This window comes from Saccharothrix texasensis, from assembly GCF_003752005.1.
GTDB classification, from domain to species: Bacteria; Actinomycetota; Actinomycetes; order Mycobacteriales; family Pseudonocardiaceae; genus Actinosynnema; species Actinosynnema texasense.
In genome coordinates this window covers 442591-463197 of the sequence record NZ_RJKM01000001.1, presented here as the reverse complement: position 1 = coordinate 463197, position 20607 = coordinate 442591, and the positions used below count along the sequence as shown (strand labels likewise).

Genomic DNA, 20607 nt, shown 5'->3' with positions numbered 1-20607 from the left:
CGGCCGTGCGTGGGCGGGGGTCAGTGGATCGTGCGACCGCGGGCGTCGGGCACGCCCGACTTGCGCCAGAAGTACGTGTTCACCTGGTCGCGCCACTCGGTCGCGCACCGCAGCTGCTCCACCAGCAGCCCGGTGACGCGGTCGAACACCTCCGCCGGCACGCGGCCCTCCAGCCCGGCCCACGTCGCGGCCATCCGCCGCACCTCGTCGTGACCGGCGAAGTGCGTGTCGTAGATGTGCTGGATCACGGTCGTCCCCGAGTGCAGGACGTGGCCGTAGGGCACGTGGTGGAAGAACAGCAGCAGCTCGTCCGGGCACGTGTCGGTCGACTCGTACCGGTCGCGCCACGGCGCCGGGTACTGGCCGGTGAAGCCCGTGCCGGTGGCGCGCGTGCGGTCGACGCCGACGCCGTCCCGGTCGGCGAAGTGGTAGGTGCCCCACCTGGAGTACTCGTAGCCGTCGACGGCGGGCCCGTAGTGCAGGCCCGGTCGCACCATGAAGCCGACCCCCAACGGCGCGGTGTAGCGCTCGTAGGTCAGCCACGAGCCGTCCATGATCTCGTGCAACGCCTGGCAGACGGCGGGGTCTCCCGGGTACGTGAGGCCGATCCACTCGTCCAGCACCGCCTCCGGCGCGAGCCGCTCGTCCCACGCGAGGCGGCCGAAGCCGAACAGGTTGGCCTGCGCCAACGGGTGCCCGGTCCAGAACGGGTCGTCGCCGACGTTGGACACCGCGACCACGCCACCGGCCGGTGCGGCGGCCCGGCCCGCGGCGACGTCGGCGACCGTCGGCTCGCCCTCGCCCCACGGCCGGAAGCCGAGCATCTCGCGCCACTGCGGCACGAGGTGGCACACGTGCTTCTGGTGCCCGGTGTACTCCTGGGTCACCTGGAACTCGACCGCGAGCCGGGTGCGCGGCATGGCCGCGACCACCGGCGACAGCGGCTCGCGCGCCTGGAAGTCCATCGGGCCGGCCTTGACCTGCACCACGACGTTCGGGTCGAACGCGCCGTCCAGCGGGGCGAAGTGGTCGTGGGCGGCGCGGGCGCGGTCGGTCGAGCGGTCGCGCCAGTCCTGGTGGTGGTCGTAGACGAACGCGCGCCAGAACACCGTGCCGCCGAACGGGGCGAGGGCGCGGGCCAGCACGTTCGCGCCGTCGGCGTGGTCGCGCCCGTAGGCGAACGGGCCGGGCTGCCCCTCGGAGTCGGCTTTGATCACGTAACCGCCGAAGTCGGGGATCGCCGCGTACACGTCGGCCGTCGTGCGCGCCCACCAGTCGCGCACCGCCGGGTCGAGCGGGTCGGCCGTGGGCAGGCCGCCGAGGGTGACCGGCGCGGCGAAGCTCACCGACAGGTGCACCCTGATCCCGTGCGGGCGGAACACCTCGGCCAGCCGCACCACGTCCGGCAGCAGGTCGGTGAGCAGCCCGGCCTCCGCGGGACCCACGTTGACGTTGTTGAGCCCCACCCGGTTGACGCCGATCGAGCCGAGCAGCCGCGCGTAGGACCGGACCCGGGAGAGGTCGGCGCGGACCACGCCGTCGGCGTAGAAGATCGAGCCGCCCGAGTACCCGCGCTCGACCTGGCCCATCACCGGGTGCACGGCGACGTTGTCCCAGTGGTCGAGCATGCGCACCGGCTGGCGGGGCGCGTGCCGCTGTGGCCCCGCCTCGCCCGTGAACGCCGCTTCGCCCTGCCGCACCAGGTGGTGGAAGCCGTAGAGCAGGCCGGGTCCGCCGATCGCGCGGACCACCGCGGTGCGGCCGGCGCGACCCACCACGAACGCCTCGGGGTCCGTCTCGCCGTCCTCCGGCGCGCAGACCAGCTCCAGGTCCGCCGGACCGTCGTCGACCAGCGCGCCGCCGTGCTCGGCCGTCGCCGCGGCGACCTCGGCGCGCACCGTGGCGACCACCGGGCCGTCCCCGACGACGCGGACCCGCCGTGAGCCGACCGACCGGAACGCGGACGCCGGGAGCCACGCGGGGTGCACGTCGAGCATGGAGAAGCCCTCCTGGTCCGGGATCGGTGACCTCGCCAAACTATGACGACTTCGCTTCCCAGGCAAGGAAACGCACCCGTCCACTGTCGACTTTCACGTGGGTGAACCGTCACGAAACTTTTGCGTGGCAACGGTTCCCGTCGGTCCGTCTCGACTGGACGCGGCTACGAGCGCCGCTCGAACAGCTCCAGCGGCACGGCGTCCGCCAGCGCCCGGTAGCCCGCCGGGGTCAGGTGCAGGTGGTCGCCGTCGTCGTAGGCCGGGAGCAGCCGGCGGTGGTCCCGCGGGTCACGGGCCGCCACGTCGAAGTCGAGCACCGCGTCGAACACGCCCCCGGCCCGGATCCACCCGTTGACCGCCTGCCGTGACGCCTCGCGGTGGCCGTCCGGGTCGTCGTAGGCCTCGTTGCCGCCCAACGGCGCCAGCGTCGCCCCGTACACCGCGATGCCGTGGGCGTGCGCCCGCACCACGATCTGCTCGTAAGCCGCGCACAGGTCCTCCACGACCCGCTCCTGCGCCTCGGCCGTCGCAGCGGTGGTGCAGATGTCGTTGACGCCCTCGAACACCACCAGCCACGCCACGCCGGTCTGCGCGAGCACGTCGCGGTCCAGCCGGGCCAGCGCGGTCGGCCCGATCCCCTCGCTGACCACGCCGTTGCCGCCGATGCCCTGGTTGAGCACGGCGACGTCCGCCGTGGCGGGGTGCGAGCGGAGCCGGGTGGACAGGCGGTCGGGCCAGCGGTCGTTGCCGTTGGTGGTGGAGCCCCGGCCGTCGGTCAGGGAGTCGCCGAGCGTGACCACGGCCGAGGCGGCGCGCTCCGACCACACCTCGACGCCGCTGAGGAAGTACCAGTGGTCGGTGGTCGTCGCGCCCGGCAGGTCGTCGGCCTCCGCGTGGTCGCCCGCCAGCAGGTGGGAGGTGGTGCGGGAGCCGGGGTGCGAGGTGATCGAGTCCGATGCCTGCCCGTCGGCCAGGAACACCGTCACGGTCAGGTCCGCGCCCGCCGCCACCGGGAAGTCCAGCGGGTCCGAGACGACCTGCGCCCCGACCGGCACGACCACCGACGCCCGATCGCGGAAGGTGACCGGCCGGACCGAACCCGGCTCCACCGCCGCCACCCCGGCCCGTCCGCCCGCCGGGAGCGCCGCGGTCACCGCGGTGAGGGGCAGCGGCGCGCCGCCGAAGGCGTTGGAGAACCGCAGCCGGATCCGGTCGCCGCCGGTCGACGGGCGCACGGTCTGCCGCAGCGTGGTGCCGGCCAGCACCAGGCCCGCCCTGGTGAACGGCGCGGGCGGCATGTTGTCCGGCGCGGTCGGCTGCGGCGCGGACGCCCACGCGTGGACCCAACGACCGGGCGGACGGGGGTCGCCGGAGGGCGCGTTGCGACTCATGCGACCGATTCTGGTGCAGCGGGCGCGCCGCGGGCGGATCCGGGTCTCAACTGGGAGCGCGCGGCTCGGGTACCGAAGGAACCCGAAGCGCGGGCGTAGCGAAACCCCCGGTGGGGGACGATCTTCCGGGCGGTAGGTCCGCACAATGCCCGAAGGAGGGCACATGCCCCGCTTGTCCAGGTTGTTGGTGGCGACCGCCGCCGTGACCCTGGTCCTGTCCGGCACGGCTCACGCGCAGGACGACCGCCGGGTGGTCATCGGCACCCCGACCACCGGCGCCGCGGCCGAGGTCGGCGTCCCGGTCCTGGTCACCGGCCTCTCGATCACCCCGACGACGGTCGCGATCACCGCCACCGAGCTGACGTTCGACGGCGGGGCCACCTGGGTGACCGCCGAGGTCCTGCGCGACCACGACCCGTCCCGGGTCGACTGGCGGTACGTCTACACGCCGGAGCAGGCCGGTGACGTCGTGGTCGCGGGTCGGGTCGTCACCGCCTCCGGCGCCGGTCCGACCGGTGTGCCCGCCGTCATCCACGTGGACGGCGCGGCCGTCGCGCAGCCGGTGGACTGCGCGACCCGGTGCGAGCTCGGCACCTACTACAAGGAGGCGGTCGACGACCCCGACCAGTCGCCGGTGGAGGTGGGCACGCGGTTCCGGGTCGACCGGCCCGGGCAGCTGCTGGGCGCGTCCCTCGGTCGCGGCTCGTACCGGGGGCCGATCACGCTGCGGCTGTGGTCGGAGACGGGCGTGCTGCTCGCCGAGACGCCCTGGGACCACCCGGGCCTGATGGCCCAGATCGACTTCCCGACGCCCGTCCCGGTCGAGCCCGGCCACGACTACGTGGTCTCCTACTACACGCCGCAAGGCGGCTACGCGACCTCGGAGGACTTCTTCGTCGGCACGCTGGTGCGGGCGCCGTTCATCGTGCCGCCGGGCGCGGGCGTCTACCACTACGGCGACGGTGGCGGGTTCCCGACCGAGACGTGGCACGACAGCACCTACTGGGTGCTGCCGGAGTTCCGCGGCTGACCGCTTGCGCCGACCGGGCGACCCTGGTGTGACGGGGCGCCCGCGCGGGAACCGTCCCGGTGACGTCGTCGGTGACGTCCGGCCTCGGGAGGCGGCATGCGCGGGCTCCGGCTCACGGCGGTGCTGGGTGTGTCCGCGCTGCTCGCCGCCGGGTGCGGCGGGTTGGGATCGGACCACTCCGACGCGCTGGTCACCATGGGGTTCGGCCTCCCGGACGAACACGCCACGGCACGCGTGGCGGTGTTCCGGGAGGCCAACCCCGGCGTCGACCTGCGGATCAGCGAGGGCGCGCTGGACGAGCAGCAGTTCCTGTCCGCCGTGGCCGCGGGCGACCCGCCGGACCTGGTCTACGCCGAGCGCCGCAAGCTCGGCGGGTACGCGGCGCGCGGCGCGGTGCAGAGCCTGGACGCGTGCGTGCGCGAGCACGGCGTCGACCTCGGTCTCTTCCGGGAGGCCGCGCTGCGCCAGGTCACCTACCGGGGCGAGGTGTACGGGCTGCCGGAGTTCTCCAGCGTCCGGCTGATGATCGTCAACAACCCGGTGGTGCGTGCCGCCGGCCTGGACCCGGCCGCGCTGTCCACCTCCGACTGGGCCGGGATGGGCGAGGTGGCCGACCGGCTGGCCCGCGTCGGCGGCGGGCGGGTGGAGCGCATCGGCTTCGACCCGAAGGTGCCCGAGTTCCTGCCCCTGTGGGCCAAGGCGAACGGCGCCGAGCTGATCGGGCCCGGCGCCCGCCTCGACGACCCGCGCGTCGTGGAGGCGGTCCGCCACACCACCGACCTGGTGGCCAGGCAGGGCGGCTGGGCGTCGTTCAAGGCCTTCCGCGACACGTTCGACCAGTTCGGCGCGAACAACCAGTACGTGACGGGGCAGCTCGCCGCGATGCCGATGGACTCCTGGTACCTCAACACGCTGGCGACCAACTCACCCGACGCCGACGTGACGATCGCGCCGTTCACCGACCGGAACGGGCAGGTGCTGACCGAGTCCGGCGGGCAGGCGTGGGCGATCCCCAAGGGCGCCCGGCACCCCGAGGTGGCGTGCCGCTTCCTGGTCACGATGACCGACACGCAGACCTGGGTCACCGCGGCGACGGCGCGACGTGACGCGTTGGCCGAGGCCGGGCGACCCTACGGCGGCACGTTCACCGCCAACCGGGCCGCCGACGAGCGGATCTTCCGCGAGGTGTTCGCCCCGCTGGGCAACCCGATCCTGGCCGAGGGCGTGCCGGTGGCGCTGTCGTTGCAGGACCAGGCGTTCGCGCTGCCGCCGAGTCCCGCCGCGAGCGAGCTGGTGCGCGCCTGGGAGGGCGCGGTGAACCGGGTGCTGGTCGGGCAGCAGGAGCCCGGCGAGGCGATGGCGCAGGCGCAGCGCGAGGCCGAACGGGCGCTCAAGCGGGTGGGCGGGAGGTAGGGCCGTGACGGTGAGCGGACGCGAGTCGCGGGCGGGGCTGTTGTTCCTGCTGCCGTGGGTGGTCGGGTTCCTGGCGTTCACCGCGGGGCCCATGCTGTTCAGCCTCTGGTTGTCGCTGACGCACTACGACATGCTCAAGCCGCCCGCGTTCGTGGGCCTGGAGAACTACCGCGAGGCGTTGGCCGACGACCGCGTCGGCACGGCGCTGTGGAACACGGTGTTCTTCACCGCGCTGCACGTGCCCTCGCAGATCGTGCTGGCGCTGGGCCTGGCGGGCCTGCTGCGCCGGGCGGGGCGCGGGAGCGGCTTCTTCCGCACCGTCCTGTACCTGCCGGTGATGACGCCGCCGGTGGCGTTGGCGGCGATGTTCCTGTTGCTGCTCAACGGGCAGAACGGCGCGGTGAACGCGTTCCTCGGCTGGTTCGGGTTCCAGGGGCCGAACTGGACCACCGACCCCGCGTGGATCAAGCCGGGGCTGGTGGTGATGAGCCTGTGGACCGTCGGCAGCACGGCGGTGCTGTACCTGGCGGCGCTGACCCGCGTGCCGCTGGAGCGGTACGAGGCGGCGCGGCTGGACGGCGCGAGCCCGTGGCGGCAGTTCCGGCACGTGACGCTGCCGGGCATCAGCGGCACGGTGTACTTCACCGTCGTGGTCAACACGATCGCGTCGTTGCAGGTGTTCACCGAGGCGTACGCGATGTTCTTCGGCGCGCGGGCGAAGGCCTCCGCCGAGGGCGACGCGGCGCTGTTCTACGTGATCCACCTGTTCCAGGAGGCGTTCGGGTCGCTGCGGATGGGGTACGCGTCGGCGCTGGCGTGGGGCCTGTTCGCGGTGATCGCCGTCATCACGGTCGTGCAGGTGCGGTTGTCGCGCCGGTACGTGCACTACGAGGGTGACCGGTCGTGAAGCGCGTCGGGGTGTGGGCGGGGCTGCTGGTCGTCACGCTCGCGTTCGGCTACCCGTTCTGGTGGCTGGTCAGCGCGTCGTTGAAGGACCGGGCGCACGTGTTCGACAACGCGCTGCTGCCCCGGCCGTTCTCGCCGGGCAACTACGTCGAGGTGTGGCAGGCCGTGCCGCTGCTGACGTGGATCGGCAACAGCGTCGCGGTGGGGTTGGCGGCCGCGACGGCGGCCACGGTGTCCAGCGCGCTGGTGGCGTTCGGCTTCGCGATGTTCCGCTTCCCGGGCCGTGGCCCGCTGTTCGGCGTGGTGCTGGCGACCATGATGCTGCCCGCCGCGGTGACCATGGTGCCGGTGTACCTGGAGTGGCACGCGCTCGGCCTGGCCACCACGCAGGTGCCGCTGTGGGCGCAGAACCTGTTCGGCTCGGCGTTCTACATCTTCCTGCTGCGCCAGTTCTTCCTCGGCCTGCCGCGCGAGGTGTTCGACGCGGCGAAGGTCGACGGCGCGAACGCGTGGCGGCTGTTCACGTCGATGGCGCTGCCGCTGGCCAAACCCGGGCTGATCGTGGTGTTCGTGTTCGAGCTGAAGGCCGCGTGGACGGACCTGGTCAAGCCGCTGATCTACCTGCGCGAGCCGCAGCTCTACACGCTGCCGCGCGGGTTGAAGGCGGTGCTGGACCGGTTCGGCGAGGGCGGCGAGGAGCAGTGGGAGCTGGTGCTGGCCGCGAGCGTCGTCGCGACCGTGCCGATGGTCCTGCTGTTCCTGGTGGCGCAGCGGCACTTCGTGCGCGGCACCGTCACCCAGCACGTCGAGTGAGCAGCGGGGTCAGTGCCGGGCCGAGCACGGTCGCGGCGGTGGCGCCGGCCAGGGCGATGCCCCAGCGGACCGGGCCGAGCCGAGGCTCGCGGTGAGCACCGACCGGTCCAGGCCGCCGTCCACGCCGCCGTGGCGCCGAAGGTGGTGGTGATCGCACGGGCGGTGATGTCCTCGGTCAACGTCCGGCCCAGCGACGACGTCGGCCCTTCGCGCAGCAGCTCGGGCACGGACTCGCGGGCCGGCCGGGTCAACGCGATGGCCGGCGCGGGCGCGAGGTCGGTCAGCAGGTCCACCAGCAGCAACTGCCGCGCGGTCAACGGCGACCGGCCGGTCGGCGCCGAGCCGAGCACGCTGAACGCGATCTCGCCGAGGTTGCCGCCGAGCAGGATCGCCGGCGCCTCGCACCGGGGCCCACCTCGCGCGGACCTCCACCAGCGCCGCGACGATCGTCTCCAACCGGTCGTCGGTGACCACCAGGTCCGCGACAGCGCGGGCGGCCTGCGTGCCGCGCCTGCCCAGCGCGATGCCGACGTCGGCAAGCCGGATCGCGGACGCGCCGTTCGCGCCGTCGCCGGTCACCGCGACCACCCGGCCGAGCCGCCGGTAGGCCTCGATGACGCGCACCTCCTGCGCCGGCGTGCAGCGGGCGATCACGTCCGCGGTCGGAGCAGGGCGTCCAGCTCGTCGTCGGTCAGCTCGTCGAGCCGCGCCCCGGTCACCACGGTCGTGTCGTCGTCGCCGCTGACCTCGCTGGCGATCGCCTCGCCGGTGGCCGGGTGGTCGCCGGTGATCGTCAGTCGTCGAAGACCAGCTCGGCCCACACCGTGGTGAACGCGGCCTGCGTCAGCACGCCCCACCGGGTGGACAGCGCGTCGACCAGGAGCAACCCCGCCGCCGGTCGCCACGGCGCGGTCCGGCGCAGGGCGCGGTCGCGCACGCTGACCACCAACGCCTCGCGCCACCGGTCCAGCACGAGCTCCAGCACGAACGGCGGCGAGCCGTGCCGGCGGGCGTTGTCGTACAGCTCGCCGACCACTACGCCGATCAGCAGCACGTCGTGCCCGGGCCAGCCCGCGAGGTGCTCGCGCAGCCACCTGGCGACCTCGTCGGGCGAGGTCGTGTCCTCGTCCTGGACGACCAGGACAACCGTGTCGTTGCCGGCCGTCACGCCGACGAGCGTGCCACGGCACCGCCCGACCGCACCTGACGACTGCCTTGCGATCGCCGAGCGGTTCCGCGTCGGCGACCTCACCGGCGGGGGTGCTGCCGGTGTGCGAGCGGTACCGGAACGTCATCAGGTGCCCTAGGGCTGACCTCGAAAAACGAGACCTTGATAACATCGTGTCACGGCCATCGCGAGCCGTCCGCTCGACAAGGATGGCACCGTGACCAAGGCACAGAGAATCGTAGCGGCGTGGGCGGACCTGCCCGCGCCCGAGTTGACCGACCAGGTCCGCCTCCTGGTCAAGGCCCGCGACGCCGGCGCCCGCGCCGTCTGGTCGGCCGTGCGCGAGGACAACGTGGTCGCCGCACGCGTGCGTGGCGCGCTGGCGGGCCTGAAGGCCGAGTACCGCGGTCACCGCGACGAGGCCATGTGGCTGATGTGGATCGGCCAGGCCCAGCAGCAGCTCGCCGTGCAGGCCGCCGCGCCGGTCGTGGAGCCCGTGGTCGAGGACGTCACGCCCGAGCTGGAGCCGGTCGTCCTGCAGGAGTGGGCGCCCCGGCCCGAGCCGACCTCGCCGCGTCCGGCCGGCGACGCGCCGCCCGTGCTGTTCCAGGAACCGGCCTCGTCCGCGAAGTAGGCGCCCCGGCCGAGCCGGGCGGCGGCGGACGTGACGTGGCCGACGTGACGTGGCGCACACCGGTGCGGGCCTCGCGGGACGAGCGGGTGGGCGCGATGATGCGGGTGGGCCGGACGGGCGGGCCGGCGGAAGCGAGGGCGGGCGGTGGGGTCGACCGGCGTCCGGCGGGTGGTGAGCCGGGACCAGGTGCTGCGCGGCGCTTGTCGGTTCTTCCTGCGGCACGGTCGGGTCGACATGGACGCGCTGGCGACGAGCCTCGCCATCAGCCGCGCCACGCTCTACCGGGTCGTGCACAGCCGGGACGGGCTGCTGGCCGACGTGCTGTGGGTGCTGGCCGACCGGTTGCTGGTCCGGGCCCGGCAGGAGCGCACGAACGGCGGCGTGGAAGGTGTCCTGGAGGTCACCCGGCGGTTCGTGGCGGACCTGCGCGCGGACGGGCCGTTCCGGGCGTTCCTGCGCGGTGAGCCGGAGACGGCGGCGCGGGTGCTGTTCAACGCGGCCGGCGGCGTGCACCGGCGGGCGGTGACGGCGCAGAAGGAGATCCTCCTCGAAGTGGACGGCGGGTCGTGGTCGACGGCCGCCCTGGACCAGGTGGCGTTCCTCTACGTGCGGATCGTGGAGTCGACCCTCTACGCCGAGCTGCTCAGCGGCGCGCCGCTGGACCCCGACCTGGCCGAGACGGCCGCCCGCACGATCCTCCTGCGCCACCGCTGACGGGACCGCCGTCCCCGCTCCGCGACCACCGGCCCGACCGCTGACCGTGCTGCGACAGCGGTCTCACGATGGGGCCGCGTCCTGGTGCGGGCTGTGCGCGGCCGGCTACGGTCGGCGATGACCCCATCCCCCATCGCTGTGGGAGCCGGTATGTCATCTTCCCCCTGGCGCCGCCTCGGTCTCGCCGCGGCCGTGCTCGGTCTGCTCCTCCCGACGTCCCTCCCCGCCTCCGCCGCGCCCGGTTCACCGCCGCGCGTCGTCGGCCCGCTGCCCGGGGCCGTGCCGGGTGACCGGCTGGCCGACCGGATCGAGGACACCTACCCCTTCTTCGCCACGCCCGACGACCTCGCCGCCGCCGGGTACGTCGAAGAGGAGTTCCACGTCTCCGGCACGGCCGACGGCTGGTCCGTCGACGGCACGAAGGTCGCCACCGGCGTGCCGTACACGACCCGGGTCGTCGTGCGCCGGCCCGCGCACGCCCGGCAGTTCACCGGCACGACGCTGGTCGAGTGGCAGAACGTCACCGCCGGGTACGACCTCGACGCCCTGTGGAACGCCGAGTCCGTCGTCCGCGCGGGCCACGCGTGGGTCGGCGTGTCCGCCCAACGGGTCGGCGTCGACCAGCTCAAGACCTGGAGCCCCGCCCGGTACGGCTCGCTGGACGTCACCGGCGGCGGCCGGTTCACCGCCGACGAGCTGTCCTACGACGTGTTCACCCAGGCCGGCCGCGCGGTCGAGTCCGGTGCGGTCATGGGCGGGCTGCGGACGAGGACGCTGCTGGCCATCGGCGCCTCGCAGTCCGCCGGCCGGATGACCGTGCTGTACGACCGGGTCCTGCCGCAGCAGCAGCCGGTGTTCGACGGCTACGGCTTCATCGTCGGCACGGCCCCGACCCGCGTCGGCGCGGAACCCGTCTTCCAGGTGCTGTCGGAGACCGACGTGCGGACCGCGCAACGCCCGGCCGACACCGACCGCTTCCGCCGGTGGGAGGTCGCGGGCGCGGCGCACTCCGGGTACCAGGGCCAGGCCTACCGCGAGCCGATCTCCGAACGCGACCTCGGCGGCGCGCCCCGGTACGAGTGCGACCGGCCGCCGTTCAGCCGGATCCCGATGCACCACGTCACCGCCGCCGCCTACGACCACCTGCGCCGCTGGGTCGAACGGGGCACGCCGCCGCCGACCGCCCGGCCGTTGGAGTTCGAGCCGGACGGCGTCACCAAGAAGCGCGACGCGCTCGGCCTGGCCCTCGGCGGCATCCGGTTGTCGCAGCTGGCCGCGCCCCGCGCGCTGAACACGGGCGACAACTCCGGCGAGACGTTCTGCCGGCTGTTCGGCACGCACGTGCCGTTCGACGCGGCGACGTTGGCCCGGCTCTACCCCGAACGCGGCGATTACGTGCGGCAGGTGGTGGCGGTCGACGCCGCGGCCGTGCGCGCCGGCTACCTCCAGCCCGCCGACGCGCGGCAGAACCTGACCGACGCCCTGGGAGGCACGCGATGAGGATCCCGCTGGTGGCACTGGTCGTCGCCCTGGTGTCGACCGTCGCGGCGGCGCCCGCCCAGGCCGACGCGCTCGCCCCGATCGTGTTCGTCCACGGCCAGCAGGGCTCGGCGCAGCAGTGGCAGTCCAACGCCAAGAGGTTCTCCGGCAACGGCTACCCGGACGCGGCGCTCCACGCCTACGAGTACGACACGAGCATCCCGACCAACGACCACGCCGTCGCCGGCCTGGAAGCCTTCATCACCCGTGTCCTGGCCCGGACCGGCGCGACCAAGGTGGACGTGATCGCGCACTCGCGCGGCACGACGGTCATGCACGCCTACCTGTCCGTCCCCGAACGGGCCGCGGCGGTGCGGAAGTACGTCAACGTGGACGGCCGGTCCAGCGCCACGCCGCCCGGCGGCGTGCCGACCCTGGCGCTGTGGGGCAGCCTGCAGCCCAACGGCTCCATCGGCGGCGCGACGAACGTCTACCTGACCACCCTGGGCCACACCGAGACCACCACGTCGGCCGACGGTTTCGCCCACATGCACCGGTTCCTGCGCGGCAGGCCCGCGTTCACCACGCGGGTGGTGCCCGAACTGCCCGCGCTGGTCCGGATCGCGGGCCGGACGACGTACTACCCGCAGAACGAAGGCGTCGAGGGCGTGGTGCAGGTCTGGGAGCTGGACAGCCGCACCGGCGCGCGGGTCGGCGCGCCCCGGCACACCGTCCGGACCGGCGCGGACGGCTCGTTCGGCCCGCTGCCCGTCAACGGCCGCGAGCACTACGAGCTGGTGGTCCTGCGCGACGGCCAACCGCCGCACCACAACTACTTCGAGCCGTTCGAGCGCAGCGACCGGTTCCTGCGGCTCCAGGTGTCCCGCCCGGGCGGCATCACCGACCACGTCGACCGGTGCCCGACGCACAGCGCCCTCACCGTCATCCGCAACCGCGAGTGGTGGTCCGACCAGCCCGACCACGACCGGCTCGAGCTGAACGGCGTGAACGTCCTCGAACCGGCCGTCTCGCCCCGGCTGCGGCAGGTCCTCGCCGCGTTCGCGTTCGACGACGGCTGCGACCTGACGTCCACGCCGGGCGTCGCGCTGCCGCCGTTCGCCACGCTGCCGTTCCTGACGGGTGTCGACGCCTACCTGCCCGCGCGGGCCGACGGCGGCGGCACGATCCGCGTCACCCAGACCGCGCGCGGCGGCGACGGCGCGACGCGGACGATCGCGGTGCCGAACTGGCCGTCGGACGCGCACGCGGTGACCGTGCAGTTCAAGGATTACCTCGACGGCGGAACCGGAGGTCTTGGCCGAACGTCCCCCTGAGCGGTGAAGGGGGTTCGATGGTCGGACGCACGTCGTGGTGGTGGTCGCCGTGGTGGACCGTGATCGCCTCTCCGGTGCCGGTGGCGCTGCTGTTCTGGGCGGTCATCCCACCCGGCGGCTCCTTCGGGGCGTTGGTGGGGGCGGGCCTGTCCGCGCTCGCGGTGGGCGCGGCGTGGTTGACGGTGGCCGGCGTCGCGGTGGTCGTGCTGCCCCGGCCACGACTGCGGCACGCCGTGCGGCTGTGGCCGTTCCTGCTGGTGCCGGCACTGCTGGCGGCGGCGCTGGTGGTGGCCGGCACCGGCGTGGTGCCGCGCGCCGCGTTCGACGCGCACCGGTCGGGGTTCGAAGCGCTGGTCGCGGAGGCCGCGCCGGGCGGGCGGATCGAGGGCCGCCGGGTGGGGTTGTTCACCGTGGACGTCACGGGGGAAGGGCTTGACGGCTGCACGATGCTCACCTCGGTGGACTACCGCTCCGCGGGCTGGGCCCACTGCCCCGACCACGTGCCGGTGAACGCCCAGGGGGACGGCTACCGGTACGACCCGATCGAAGGTCCCTGGTACGGGTTCAGGTTCGAGTGGTGATCGCCCGGCCCGGACGGGGCCGGGCGCGGGTCGTGGCCGGCTCGCGTCCGGCGCGGGCTCAGCCCGGTGGCGCCAGGGCGGCGAGCGCGGCGTGGACCACGGTCCGCACGCCGGCCGCCAGGGCGCGTTCGTCCGCGTGGGAGCTCGGCTGGTGCAGGTCGCCCTGCGGCCCCTCGCCCGGCCAGGTCCCCAGCCGCGCGTACGAGCCGGGCACGTGTCCAGGTACCAGCCGGACACGGCGCGGACGTGGTCGAGCTCGAACCGCACGCCCGTCGGCCGCGGCAACGAGCCCCCGATCTCCTCGACCAACGCGGGCAGGCGCTCGTCGACCACCGGGTCGCCGGTGCGGAGCGTGCCGCGCAGCAGGCCTTCGCGCGGCGAGCCGCGAGGTGTCTCCGGCGCGTTCACCAGGCCCCACGCCGGCACCGTCCCGGACCGGGGGTCGACGCGGCGTGCCAGCAGCGCGGGCAGCCCGGTCGCCACCACGCCGAGCGCGTGCACCACGTCGCAGTCCAGTTCGTTGCGCCGGCCCGCCCCGCACGCGCCGACCCGCAGTTCGAGCATGGCGCACGCCGACGTGACCGGGCGGACCCCGATGCCGACCCGCCCGACCGGCACCGTCGGGTCGCAGTGCAGGCCGAAGATCCGCTCGACGCCCTCGACCCCGTGCGCCGCGATCACGTCGTGCGACCCGCCCGGCTCCTCCTCCGCCGGCTGGAACAGCAGCCGCACCCGGCCCGGCAGCACGGAAGCCGGCGCCGCCGCCGCGCCGAGCAGGATCGCGGTGTGCACGTCGTGGCGGCACGCGTGCGAGACGCCCGGCACGGTCGACGCCCACGACTCGCCGGAGGTCTCCGCCACGGCCGGCGCGTCGATGTCGGCGCGCCGGGCGACGCAGCGGGGCCCGCTGCCGACCTCGCAGATCACGCCGGTGTCGATCGGCAGCACGCGCGGCCGGAGGCCGGGGAAGCGGAGGACGTCGGCCGCGGGTCGCCCGCAACAGCAGTCATGGTGGCTCGCCGTTCGTGCCAGGGCGTCACGCCGCCTCGGGTGCGACACGTCGCTCGGGTCAGGCACATCTTCGCCCACGACCCGCGCAAGATCCACTGCGCTGGGTCGTGAATCGCCCGTTCGGGTGGACGATCACCTGCGCACGCCCGCCGGATGTTCCTGGGGTTCGGGCTGTACCGCGACACGGGCTTGTCCGGCGACCTCCTGCCAGCCTGGTTGCGCCGGGGAGTTCTTCGCCACGGCGTGCAACGGATCGGCGCCGTGCCCCGTTGAGGGGCGTGATCACAAGCCAAGTGGCCGATCGGGAGAGAGCCGATGGAGTTCGGTGAGTACGTGGTCGGGCGGCGGCCGGCGCTGATGCGGTTCGCCACGGTGCTGACCTGTCAGACCTGGCTGGCCGAGGACATCGTCAGCGACGTGCTCGGCCGTGCCTTCGAGCGGTGGGACCGGATCTCGGTGATGGCCGAGCCGCACGCCTACGTGCGGCGGATGGTCGTCAACGAGTACCTGTCCTGGCGGCGGCGGCTGGCCCGCACCTCGCCGAGGGCCGAGGTCCACCCGGACGTGCCGGTCGGCGACGGCGCCGACGACCGGGCGCAGCGGGACGCGATGATCCGCAGGCTGGCCCGCCTGCCCCGGCGGCAGCGGGCGGCGGTGGTGCTGCGCTACTACGCCGGCCTGCCCGACGCCGAGATCGCCGTCGAGCTGGGCTGCCGGGTGACGACGGTGCGCAGCCAGATCTCCCGGGCGCTCGCGACCCTCCGCGTCGACCTGACCGCCAACCCCCACGCCTACCAGGAGACGAGATGACCGACCTGCGCGCGCTCCACGACGCCTTCGAGGAGTTGGAACGACGGGCCGACGCCGCGACCGCCCACATGGCGCTCGACACCTCGCCGCGCACGCGGGGCACCGCGTCCCGGTCGGGCGTCCGGTTGGCGCCGGTCGCCCTCGCGGCGGCCGTGGTGGCCGGTGTGGCGACCGGGGCGGTGCTGCTCGTGCCCGACAACGGCCCCGTGACGCAGGTCGCCCAGCCCAGCACGTCCTCGACCGCGCCGCCCGTCACCACCACGTCCGCGCCGCCTCCCGCCCACGAGACGCCGGAGGTGCTGGCCGAGCGGTTCCGGGCCGTCCTCGGCGACCTGGCGACGTTCGTGGTGACCGAGACCGGGCCCGGCGCGTCGAGGTGGACCCTGCCCGACGGCCCGCCCACGGGTGCGCCGAGCAACCTCACGCCCAAGCCGACCACGCAGATCGGTTCGTCGATCGGCGGCACGCTCACCGCGGCCGGCGTGACCGGCGGCTTCGACCTGCTGATGTACCCGGGCACCGCGGGCGAGAAGGCCCAGTGCGGACCGGACGAGCCCGGCTGCACCTTGCGCGAGCTGCCCGACGGCTCGGCGCTGGCCACCAGCCAGTTCGCGTTGGAGGGCTCGGGCCTGACCAACGAGGTCAAGCTCACCCGCCCCGACGGTCTCGTGTTCATCATGCACATCAGCAACCGGCAGTCGCCGAAGGGCCTCGGCCCCCTGCTCGGCGGGCACCCGCCGCTGACCGTCGAGCAGTTGGTGCAGATCGCCACCTCCGACCGCTGGTGACGACGGCGATCCGGGTTCGAGCACCGCGATCGGGGACCCGTGCCGCGGTCCCCGATCGCGGTCGGCCGCCGGCTCGGCGAGCGCGTCCTCCGGCACCGCGAACCGGTGGCCCTCCTCGGCGTACCGGACTCAGATCGCGGAGCAGTCGGCCTTGTCGGTCCAGTCCGCGCCGCACCGGTAGAGCGCGAAGGGCGTGGTGTAGCCGTAACGGGCGCCCAGGGTGGTGTACTCGCCGACGTCGATCCGCTGTGCCACGTAGTGGTCCGTCGCGGTGGCGGTGATCGCTTCGGTGTACGGCGGGCGGACGGTGGTAGTGGTGGTGGGGTCGGTCGGACCGGTGCCACCGCCGTCGATGCCCCAGAAGCGCGCCAGGTGGTACGCGGCGCACACATTGACGTCGAGCATGTACGCGGCGGTGCCGCCGCACTGGGTGGCGCCGGCGCCGGGGTCGACGGGCTGGCCGTGGTTCATGCCGGTGATCGAGTAGTACTCGACCGTGCCGCCGTAGACCCGGTGCGGGTAGCCGGCCACGGTGTCGCTCACGTCCGGGGTCTGGTCGGTGCCGTTGACGTCGGTCCACTGCTCGACCAGCTCCGTGCCGTTGAGCGGTCGCACGGTGGTGTCCGCGGCGCCGTGCCAGATGGACACCTTCGGTCGCGGACCGGAGTGGGCGTACGCCGCGCGGACCTTGTCGCCCCACTGCGCGGGGGTGAGGTTCGTGCCGGGGCTCATGCAGCTGTACGCCGTCAGCACCGAGGTGGCGCACTGGTAGGGCAGTCCGGCCACGATGCCGCCGCCGGCGAACACGTCCGGGTAGGTGGCGAGCATGACCGCGGTCATCGCGCCGCCCCCGGACAACCCGCTGACGTACGCCGACGTGGCGCCGTTGTCCTGCTTGGCCTTGTCCACCATCTGCTTGATCGACAGCGCCTCGCCCGAACCCCGGCGGGTGTCGCCCGGCTCGAACCAGTTGAAGCAGGAGTTGGCGTTGTTCTGCGACTTCTGCTGCGGCGCCACGACGGTGAACTTCCAGCGGTCGGCCAGCTGCATCCAGCCGGTGGCCGTGCCGTAGCCCGTGGCGTTCTGCGTGCAGCCGTGCAGGGCGACGACGACCGGGCGGCCCGCGGGCAGCCCGGCGGGCACGTAGCGGAACATCTGCAGGTTTCCCGGGTTCGTCCCGAAACCCGTGACCTCCTGCAGGGTCGCGGCGGCGGCGGGTCGTGGCGAGGAGACGAGGGAGACCGCGGTGGCCAGCACCACGGCCACCACCGCGACGAGGGCTGCGGCGGGACCGCGAACGACCGGGACAGGGCGACGATCCGACATGGCGCATCCTCCACGTTGAGTGATGGCGGTCACGGGCGATGTCCCGACGCTAGGAGCCCCGCCGACCGTTCGTCGCTGGTGTGCCGCGCCACTCTTCGCCCGACACCGGTGTGGCGCGACCACACCGGGCGCGTTTCGCCCGCTCTCCCGATCCCACACGGCCGAACGGCCCTACCGGCGCAGAGACCGATACTTTCGTAAGCCGCAGAAGCTAGTGGCGTCAGTCGTTCTTCCAGCTCTACCTGCACTCTTGCGTCTCTATAGGTGAATCTCGCTTCTTGACTCGGACGATCATTCGCTTTAGTTTTCGAAAGCGTCACCCAGTGGTATCGCAACTTTCGGTCCGATACCGGTCCGGTCGACCCCTTGGAGGAAGTGATGTCCAGAACTGCTGTCACCGCTGCCGGCAGGCCGGTGGCACGAGGAGGGTCGCGACGCGTCGCGGCCCTGGCCGGTGCGGTCGGGCTGATCGGCGCGTTGGCCGTCGTCCTGCCGAGCGTGGCCAGCGCCGGCACCACGTTGGGCGCGTCCGCCGCGGAGAGCGGCCGGTACTTCGGCACCGCGGTCGCGGCCAACAAGCTGGGTGACTCGACGTACGTGGGCATCCTCAACCGTGAGTTCAACATGGTCACGGCTGAGAACGAGATGAAGATGGACGCCACGGAGCCGAACCAGAACCAGTTCAGCTACGGCAACGGCGACCGGATCGTCAACCACGCCCGTGCCCAGGGCATGCGGGTGCGCGGTCACGCGTTGGCGTGGCACTCGCAGCAGCCGGGCTGGATGCAGAACATGTCCGGCACCTCCCTGCGCAACGCCATGCTCAACCACGTCACCCAGGTCGCCACCTACTACCGCGGCAAGATCTACGCCTGGGACGTCGTCAACGAGGCCTACGCCGACGGCAGCTCCGGCGGCCGACGCGACTCCAACCTGCAACGCACCGGCAACGACTGGATCGAAGCCGCCTTCCGCGCCGCCCGCGCCGCCGACCCCAACGCCAAGCTCTGCTACAACGACTACAACACCGACAACTGGTCGCACGCCAAGACCCAGGGCGTCTACCGCATGGTCCAGGACTTCAAGTCCCGCGGCGTCCCCATCGACTGCGTCGGCTTCCAGGCCCACTTCAACAGCGGCAACCCCGTCCCCTCCAACTACCACACCACCCTGCAGAACTTCGCCGCGTTGGGTGTCGACGTCCAGATCACCGAACTCGACATCGAAGGCTCCGGCAGCACCCAGGCCCAGCAATACCAAGGCGTCGTCCAGGCCTGCCTCGCCGTCACCCGCTGCACCGGCATCACCGTCTGGGGCATCCGCGACAGCGACTCCTGGCGCGCCTCCGGCACCCCCCTGCTCTTCGACGGCTCCGGCAACAAGAAAGCCGCCTACACCTCCACACTGAACGCCCTCAACGCAGCCGCCACCACCGGCCCCACCACCACCACGACGCCGCCGAACAACGCCAACTGCGCCAACGGTTACGTCGCCCTGACCTACGACGACGGGCCCAAGGCGGCCACCACCACCGCGCTGCTCAACGCGCTGCGGTCGGCCGGGCTGCGGGCCACGTTCTTCAACCAGGGCAACAACGTCCAGTCCAACCAGGCGCTCGCGCGCAGCCAGCGCGACGCCGGCATGTGGGTGGAGAACCACAGCTGGTCCCACCCGCACATGACGCAGCTCAGCCAGGCGCAGATGACGTCGGAGATCTCCCAGACGCAGCAGGTGATCCAGTCGGCGACGGGTGTCGCGCCGAAGCTGTTCCGCCCGCCGTACGGCGAGACCAACAGCACCCTCAAGGCGGTCGAGGCCCAGTTCGGCCTGACCGAGGTGCTGTGGAGCGTCGACTCGCAGGACTGGAACAACGCCAGCACCGCCCAGATCGTGCAGGCCGCGTCCACGCTGCAGAACGGCGGCGTGATCCTGATGCACGACGGCTACCAGACGACGATCAACGCCGTCCCGCAGATCGCGTCGAACCTGGCGAGCCGCGGCCTGTGCGCCGGCATGATCTCGCCCTCGACCGGTCGGGCCGTCGCGCCGACGGACACCCCGCCCGGCACCACCACCACGCCGACCACCACCACCACGCCCCAGCCGGGCGACGGCTCCTGCACCGCGACCTACCGCACGAGCCAGCAGTGGGGTGACCGCTTCAACGGCGAGGTGACGATCCGGGCCGGTTCCTCGGCGATCACCAGCTGGACCGCCACCGTCACCGTCACCTCCCCGCAGAAGGTCTCGGCCACCTGGAGCGGCACGCCCAGCTGGGACTCCAGCGGCAACGTGATGACCATGAAGCCCAACGGCAACGGCAACCTCGCCGCGGGCGCGAGCACCACGTTCGGCTTCACCGTGATGACGAACGGCCAGTGGGCCGCGCCGACGGTGAGCTGCCGGACCCCGTGACGCTCGCCGGTGTGCCCCTCACAGCGAGGTGGGGGGCACACCGGCGTGCCTCCTCCGAGGAGTCAGGTCCGGGCCTTCACGTGGGCGCGTTCGCCTTGCGGGCCGAACAGGATCAGCACCTCGACGGGGCCGGGGTCGGCGGCGCCGAGCCAGTGCGGGACCCGGGTGTCGAACTCGGCCGCTTCACCGGGCGTGAGCACGATGTCCTGCTCCCCCAGCACGAGTCGCAGCCGTCCGTCGAGGACGTAGAGCCACTCGTGGCCTTCGTGGGTCTTCGGCTCGGGCACGACGTCGTGCAGGGCACCCGGAATGATCATCTTGAACGCCTGCGTGCCGCCCGGTCGGCGGCTCAACGCCAGGAACGTCATGCCGTGCCGGCGGACCGGTCGGAAGTGGACGCGCGGATCGCCGGTGGGCGGTGCGCCGACCAGCTCGTCGAGCGGCACGCCGTGCGCCCGCGCCAGCGGCAGCAGCAGCTCCAGGTTCGGCCGCCGCCGGCCGCTCTCCAGCCGTGACAGGGTGCTCGCCGAGATGCCGGTGGCCTCGGCCAGGTCGGCGAGGGTGACACCGCGGGCCCGGCGCAGCGCCCGCAGCCTCGGCCCCACGGCGGTCAGCACGCGGTCCAGGTCGTCGTCCATCCCCGCAGCTTGCCGAACCGGCAAGGTTGATTGCCACTCCGGCGACCCGCGACCCAAGGTCGGTCCAGGTGTCGTCGGCGCGTTGCCCGGGATCGGGCCGACCTCGGCTTCTCCGCCACCGGGCTCACCCGGGTGATCACCGCCTACGCCCTGGTCTTC

Annotated in this window: 19 protein-coding genes and 2 pseudogenes; 14 read left to right on the top strand and 7 right to left on the bottom strand. The window is 73.2% G+C overall.

Features of this window, described 5'->3' with window-relative positions:
• Window positions 1-20 precede the first annotated feature (20 nt).
• On the bottom strand, window positions 21-2036 hold the full coding sequence (locus EDD40_RS01825) for an alpha-glucuronidase (RefSeq protein WP_246037335.1): 2016 nt from the start codon (window positions 2034-2036) through the stop codon (window positions 21-23).
• Window positions 2037-2161: 125 nt separating this feature from the next.
• Complete coding sequence (locus EDD40_RS01820) at window positions 2162-3388, bottom strand: SGNH/GDSL hydrolase family protein (RefSeq protein WP_123741344.1); 1227 nt, start codon at window positions 3386-3388, stop codon at window positions 2162-2164.
• Between the two features lie 163 nt (window positions 3389-3551).
• Here EDD40_RS01820 and EDD40_RS01815 point away from each other — a divergent pair, with 163 nt between their 5' ends.
• From EDD40_RS01815 to EDD40_RS41330, 5 genes are all read left to right on the top strand, one after another.
• Window positions 3552-4418, top strand: coding sequence for a DUF4082 domain-containing protein (locus EDD40_RS01815; RefSeq protein ID WP_170184914.1), 867 nt, complete (start codon window positions 3552-3554; stop codon window positions 4416-4418).
• A gap of 96 nt (window positions 4419-4514) precedes the next feature.
• On the top strand, window positions 4515-5831 hold the full coding sequence (locus EDD40_RS01810) for an ABC transporter substrate-binding protein (RefSeq protein ID WP_123741342.1): 1317 nt from the start codon (window positions 4515-4517) through the stop codon (window positions 5829-5831).
• 4 nt (window positions 5832-5835) lie between these two features.
• Window positions 5836-6738 (top strand): carbohydrate ABC transporter permease, encoded by a 903-nt coding sequence (locus EDD40_RS01805; RefSeq protein ID WP_211348052.1) that lies wholly within the window; start codon window positions 5836-5838, stop codon window positions 6736-6738.
• Window positions 6735-7550 carry a carbohydrate ABC transporter permease gene (locus tag EDD40_RS01800; protein WP_123741341.1) on the top strand — a complete coding sequence of 272 codons (816 nt, stop codon included), beginning with the start codon at window positions 6735-6737 and terminating at the stop codon, window positions 7548-7550. Before EDD40_RS01805 ends, EDD40_RS01800 begins: the two co-directional genes overlap by 4 nt.
• A 147-nt stretch (window positions 7551-7697) precedes the next feature.
• Window positions 7698-8381: a hypothetical protein gene (locus tag EDD40_RS41330; protein WP_170184913.1), complete on the top strand. Its 684-nt coding sequence runs from the start codon at window positions 7698-7700 to the stop codon at window positions 8379-8381.
• Here EDD40_RS41330 and EDD40_RS01790 read toward each other — a convergent pair.
• Window positions 8344-8718, bottom strand: a complete 375-nt coding sequence (locus EDD40_RS01790) for an ATP-binding protein (protein ID WP_123741340.1) — start codon at window positions 8716-8718, stop codon at window positions 8344-8346. The two genes, EDD40_RS41330 and EDD40_RS01790, sit on opposite strands and share 38 nt — an antisense overlap.
• A 217-nt stretch (window positions 8719-8935) precedes the next feature.
• Here EDD40_RS01790 and EDD40_RS01785 point away from each other — a divergent pair, with 217 nt between their 5' ends.
• From EDD40_RS01785 to EDD40_RS01765, 5 genes are all read left to right on the top strand, one after another.
• A complete protein-coding gene (locus tag EDD40_RS01785; protein ID WP_123741339.1) occupies window positions 8936-9352 on the top strand; it encodes a hypothetical protein in 417 nt (138 codons plus the stop codon).
• A gap of 144 nt (window positions 9353-9496) precedes the next feature.
• The gene (locus EDD40_RS01780) at window positions 9497-10066 is read left to right on the top strand and encodes a TetR/AcrR family transcriptional regulator (protein ID WP_123741338.1); all 570 of its coding nucleotides are present in this window, start codon (window positions 9497-9499) and stop codon (window positions 10064-10066) included.
• Between the two features lie 150 nt (window positions 10067-10216).
• On the top strand, window positions 10217-11566 hold the full coding sequence (locus tag EDD40_RS01775) for an alpha/beta hydrolase domain-containing protein (RefSeq protein WP_246037334.1): 1350 nt from the start codon (window positions 10217-10219) through the stop codon (window positions 11564-11566).
• Entirely contained in the window at window positions 11563-12879 is a 1317-nt protein-coding gene (locus EDD40_RS01770; protein WP_123741337.1) for an alpha/beta fold hydrolase, read from the top strand. Before EDD40_RS01775 ends, EDD40_RS01770 begins: the two co-directional genes overlap by 4 nt.
• 17 nt (window positions 12880-12896) lie before the next feature.
• A complete protein-coding gene (locus EDD40_RS01765; protein ID WP_123741336.1) occupies window positions 12897-13460 on the top strand; it encodes a hypothetical protein in 564 nt (187 codons plus the stop codon).
• Between the two features lie 58 nt (window positions 13461-13518).
• On the opposite strand, the gene EDD40_RS43050 is transcribed toward EDD40_RS01765, so the two are convergent.
• Together EDD40_RS43050 and EDD40_RS44570 are read right to left on the bottom strand one after the other, a co-directional pair.
• Window positions 13519-13674 carry a hypothetical protein gene (locus tag EDD40_RS43050; RefSeq protein WP_246037333.1) on the bottom strand — a complete coding sequence of 52 codons (156 nt, stop codon included), beginning with the start codon at window positions 13672-13674 and terminating at the stop codon, window positions 13519-13521.
• 47 nt (window positions 13675-13721) lie between these two features.
• Window positions 13722-14285 (bottom strand): annotated as a pseudogene (locus tag EDD40_RS44570) (M20/M25/M40 family metallo-hydrolase); the annotation flags it as partial.
• Between the two features lie 501 nt (window positions 14286-14786).
• Here EDD40_RS44570 and EDD40_RS01755 point away from each other — a divergent pair.
• Together EDD40_RS01755 and EDD40_RS01750 are read left to right on the top strand one after the other, a co-directional pair.
• Entirely contained in the window at window positions 14787-15281 is a 495-nt protein-coding gene (locus tag EDD40_RS01755) for a SigE family RNA polymerase sigma factor (RefSeq protein ID WP_123741335.1), read from the top strand.
• The gene (locus EDD40_RS01750) at window positions 15278-16069 is read left to right on the top strand and encodes a hypothetical protein (protein WP_123741334.1); all 792 of its coding nucleotides are present in this window, start codon (window positions 15278-15280) and stop codon (window positions 16067-16069) included. The genes EDD40_RS01755 and EDD40_RS01750 overlap by 4 nt, the downstream gene beginning before the upstream one ends.
• A 129-nt stretch (window positions 16070-16198) precedes the next feature.
• Here the strand turns inward: EDD40_RS01750 and EDD40_RS01745 are convergent, their stop codons facing one another.
• The gene (locus tag EDD40_RS01745; RefSeq protein ID WP_123741333.1) at window positions 16199-17395 is read right to left on the bottom strand and encodes an extracellular catalytic domain type 1 short-chain-length polyhydroxyalkanoate depolymerase; all 1197 of its coding nucleotides are present in this window, start codon (window positions 17393-17395) and stop codon (window positions 16199-16201) included.
• Between the two features lie 378 nt (window positions 17396-17773).
• Between EDD40_RS01745 and EDD40_RS41325 the strand changes: the two are divergent.
• Window positions 17774-18857 (top strand): annotated as a pseudogene (locus EDD40_RS41325) (endo-1,4-beta-xylanase); the annotation flags it as partial.
• A gap of 32 nt (window positions 18858-18889) precedes the next feature.
• Window positions 18890-19810, top strand: coding sequence for a polysaccharide deacetylase family protein (locus EDD40_RS44715; protein WP_328809493.1), 921 nt, complete (start codon window positions 18890-18892; stop codon window positions 19808-19810).
• 62 nt (window positions 19811-19872) lie between these two features.
• Here EDD40_RS44715 and EDD40_RS01735 read toward each other — a convergent pair whose 3' ends face one another.
• Window positions 19873-20448: a helix-turn-helix domain-containing protein gene (locus EDD40_RS01735; protein WP_123741331.1), complete on the bottom strand. Its 576-nt coding sequence runs from the start codon at window positions 20446-20448 to the stop codon at window positions 19873-19875.
• Window positions 20449-20607 lie beyond the last annotated feature (159 nt).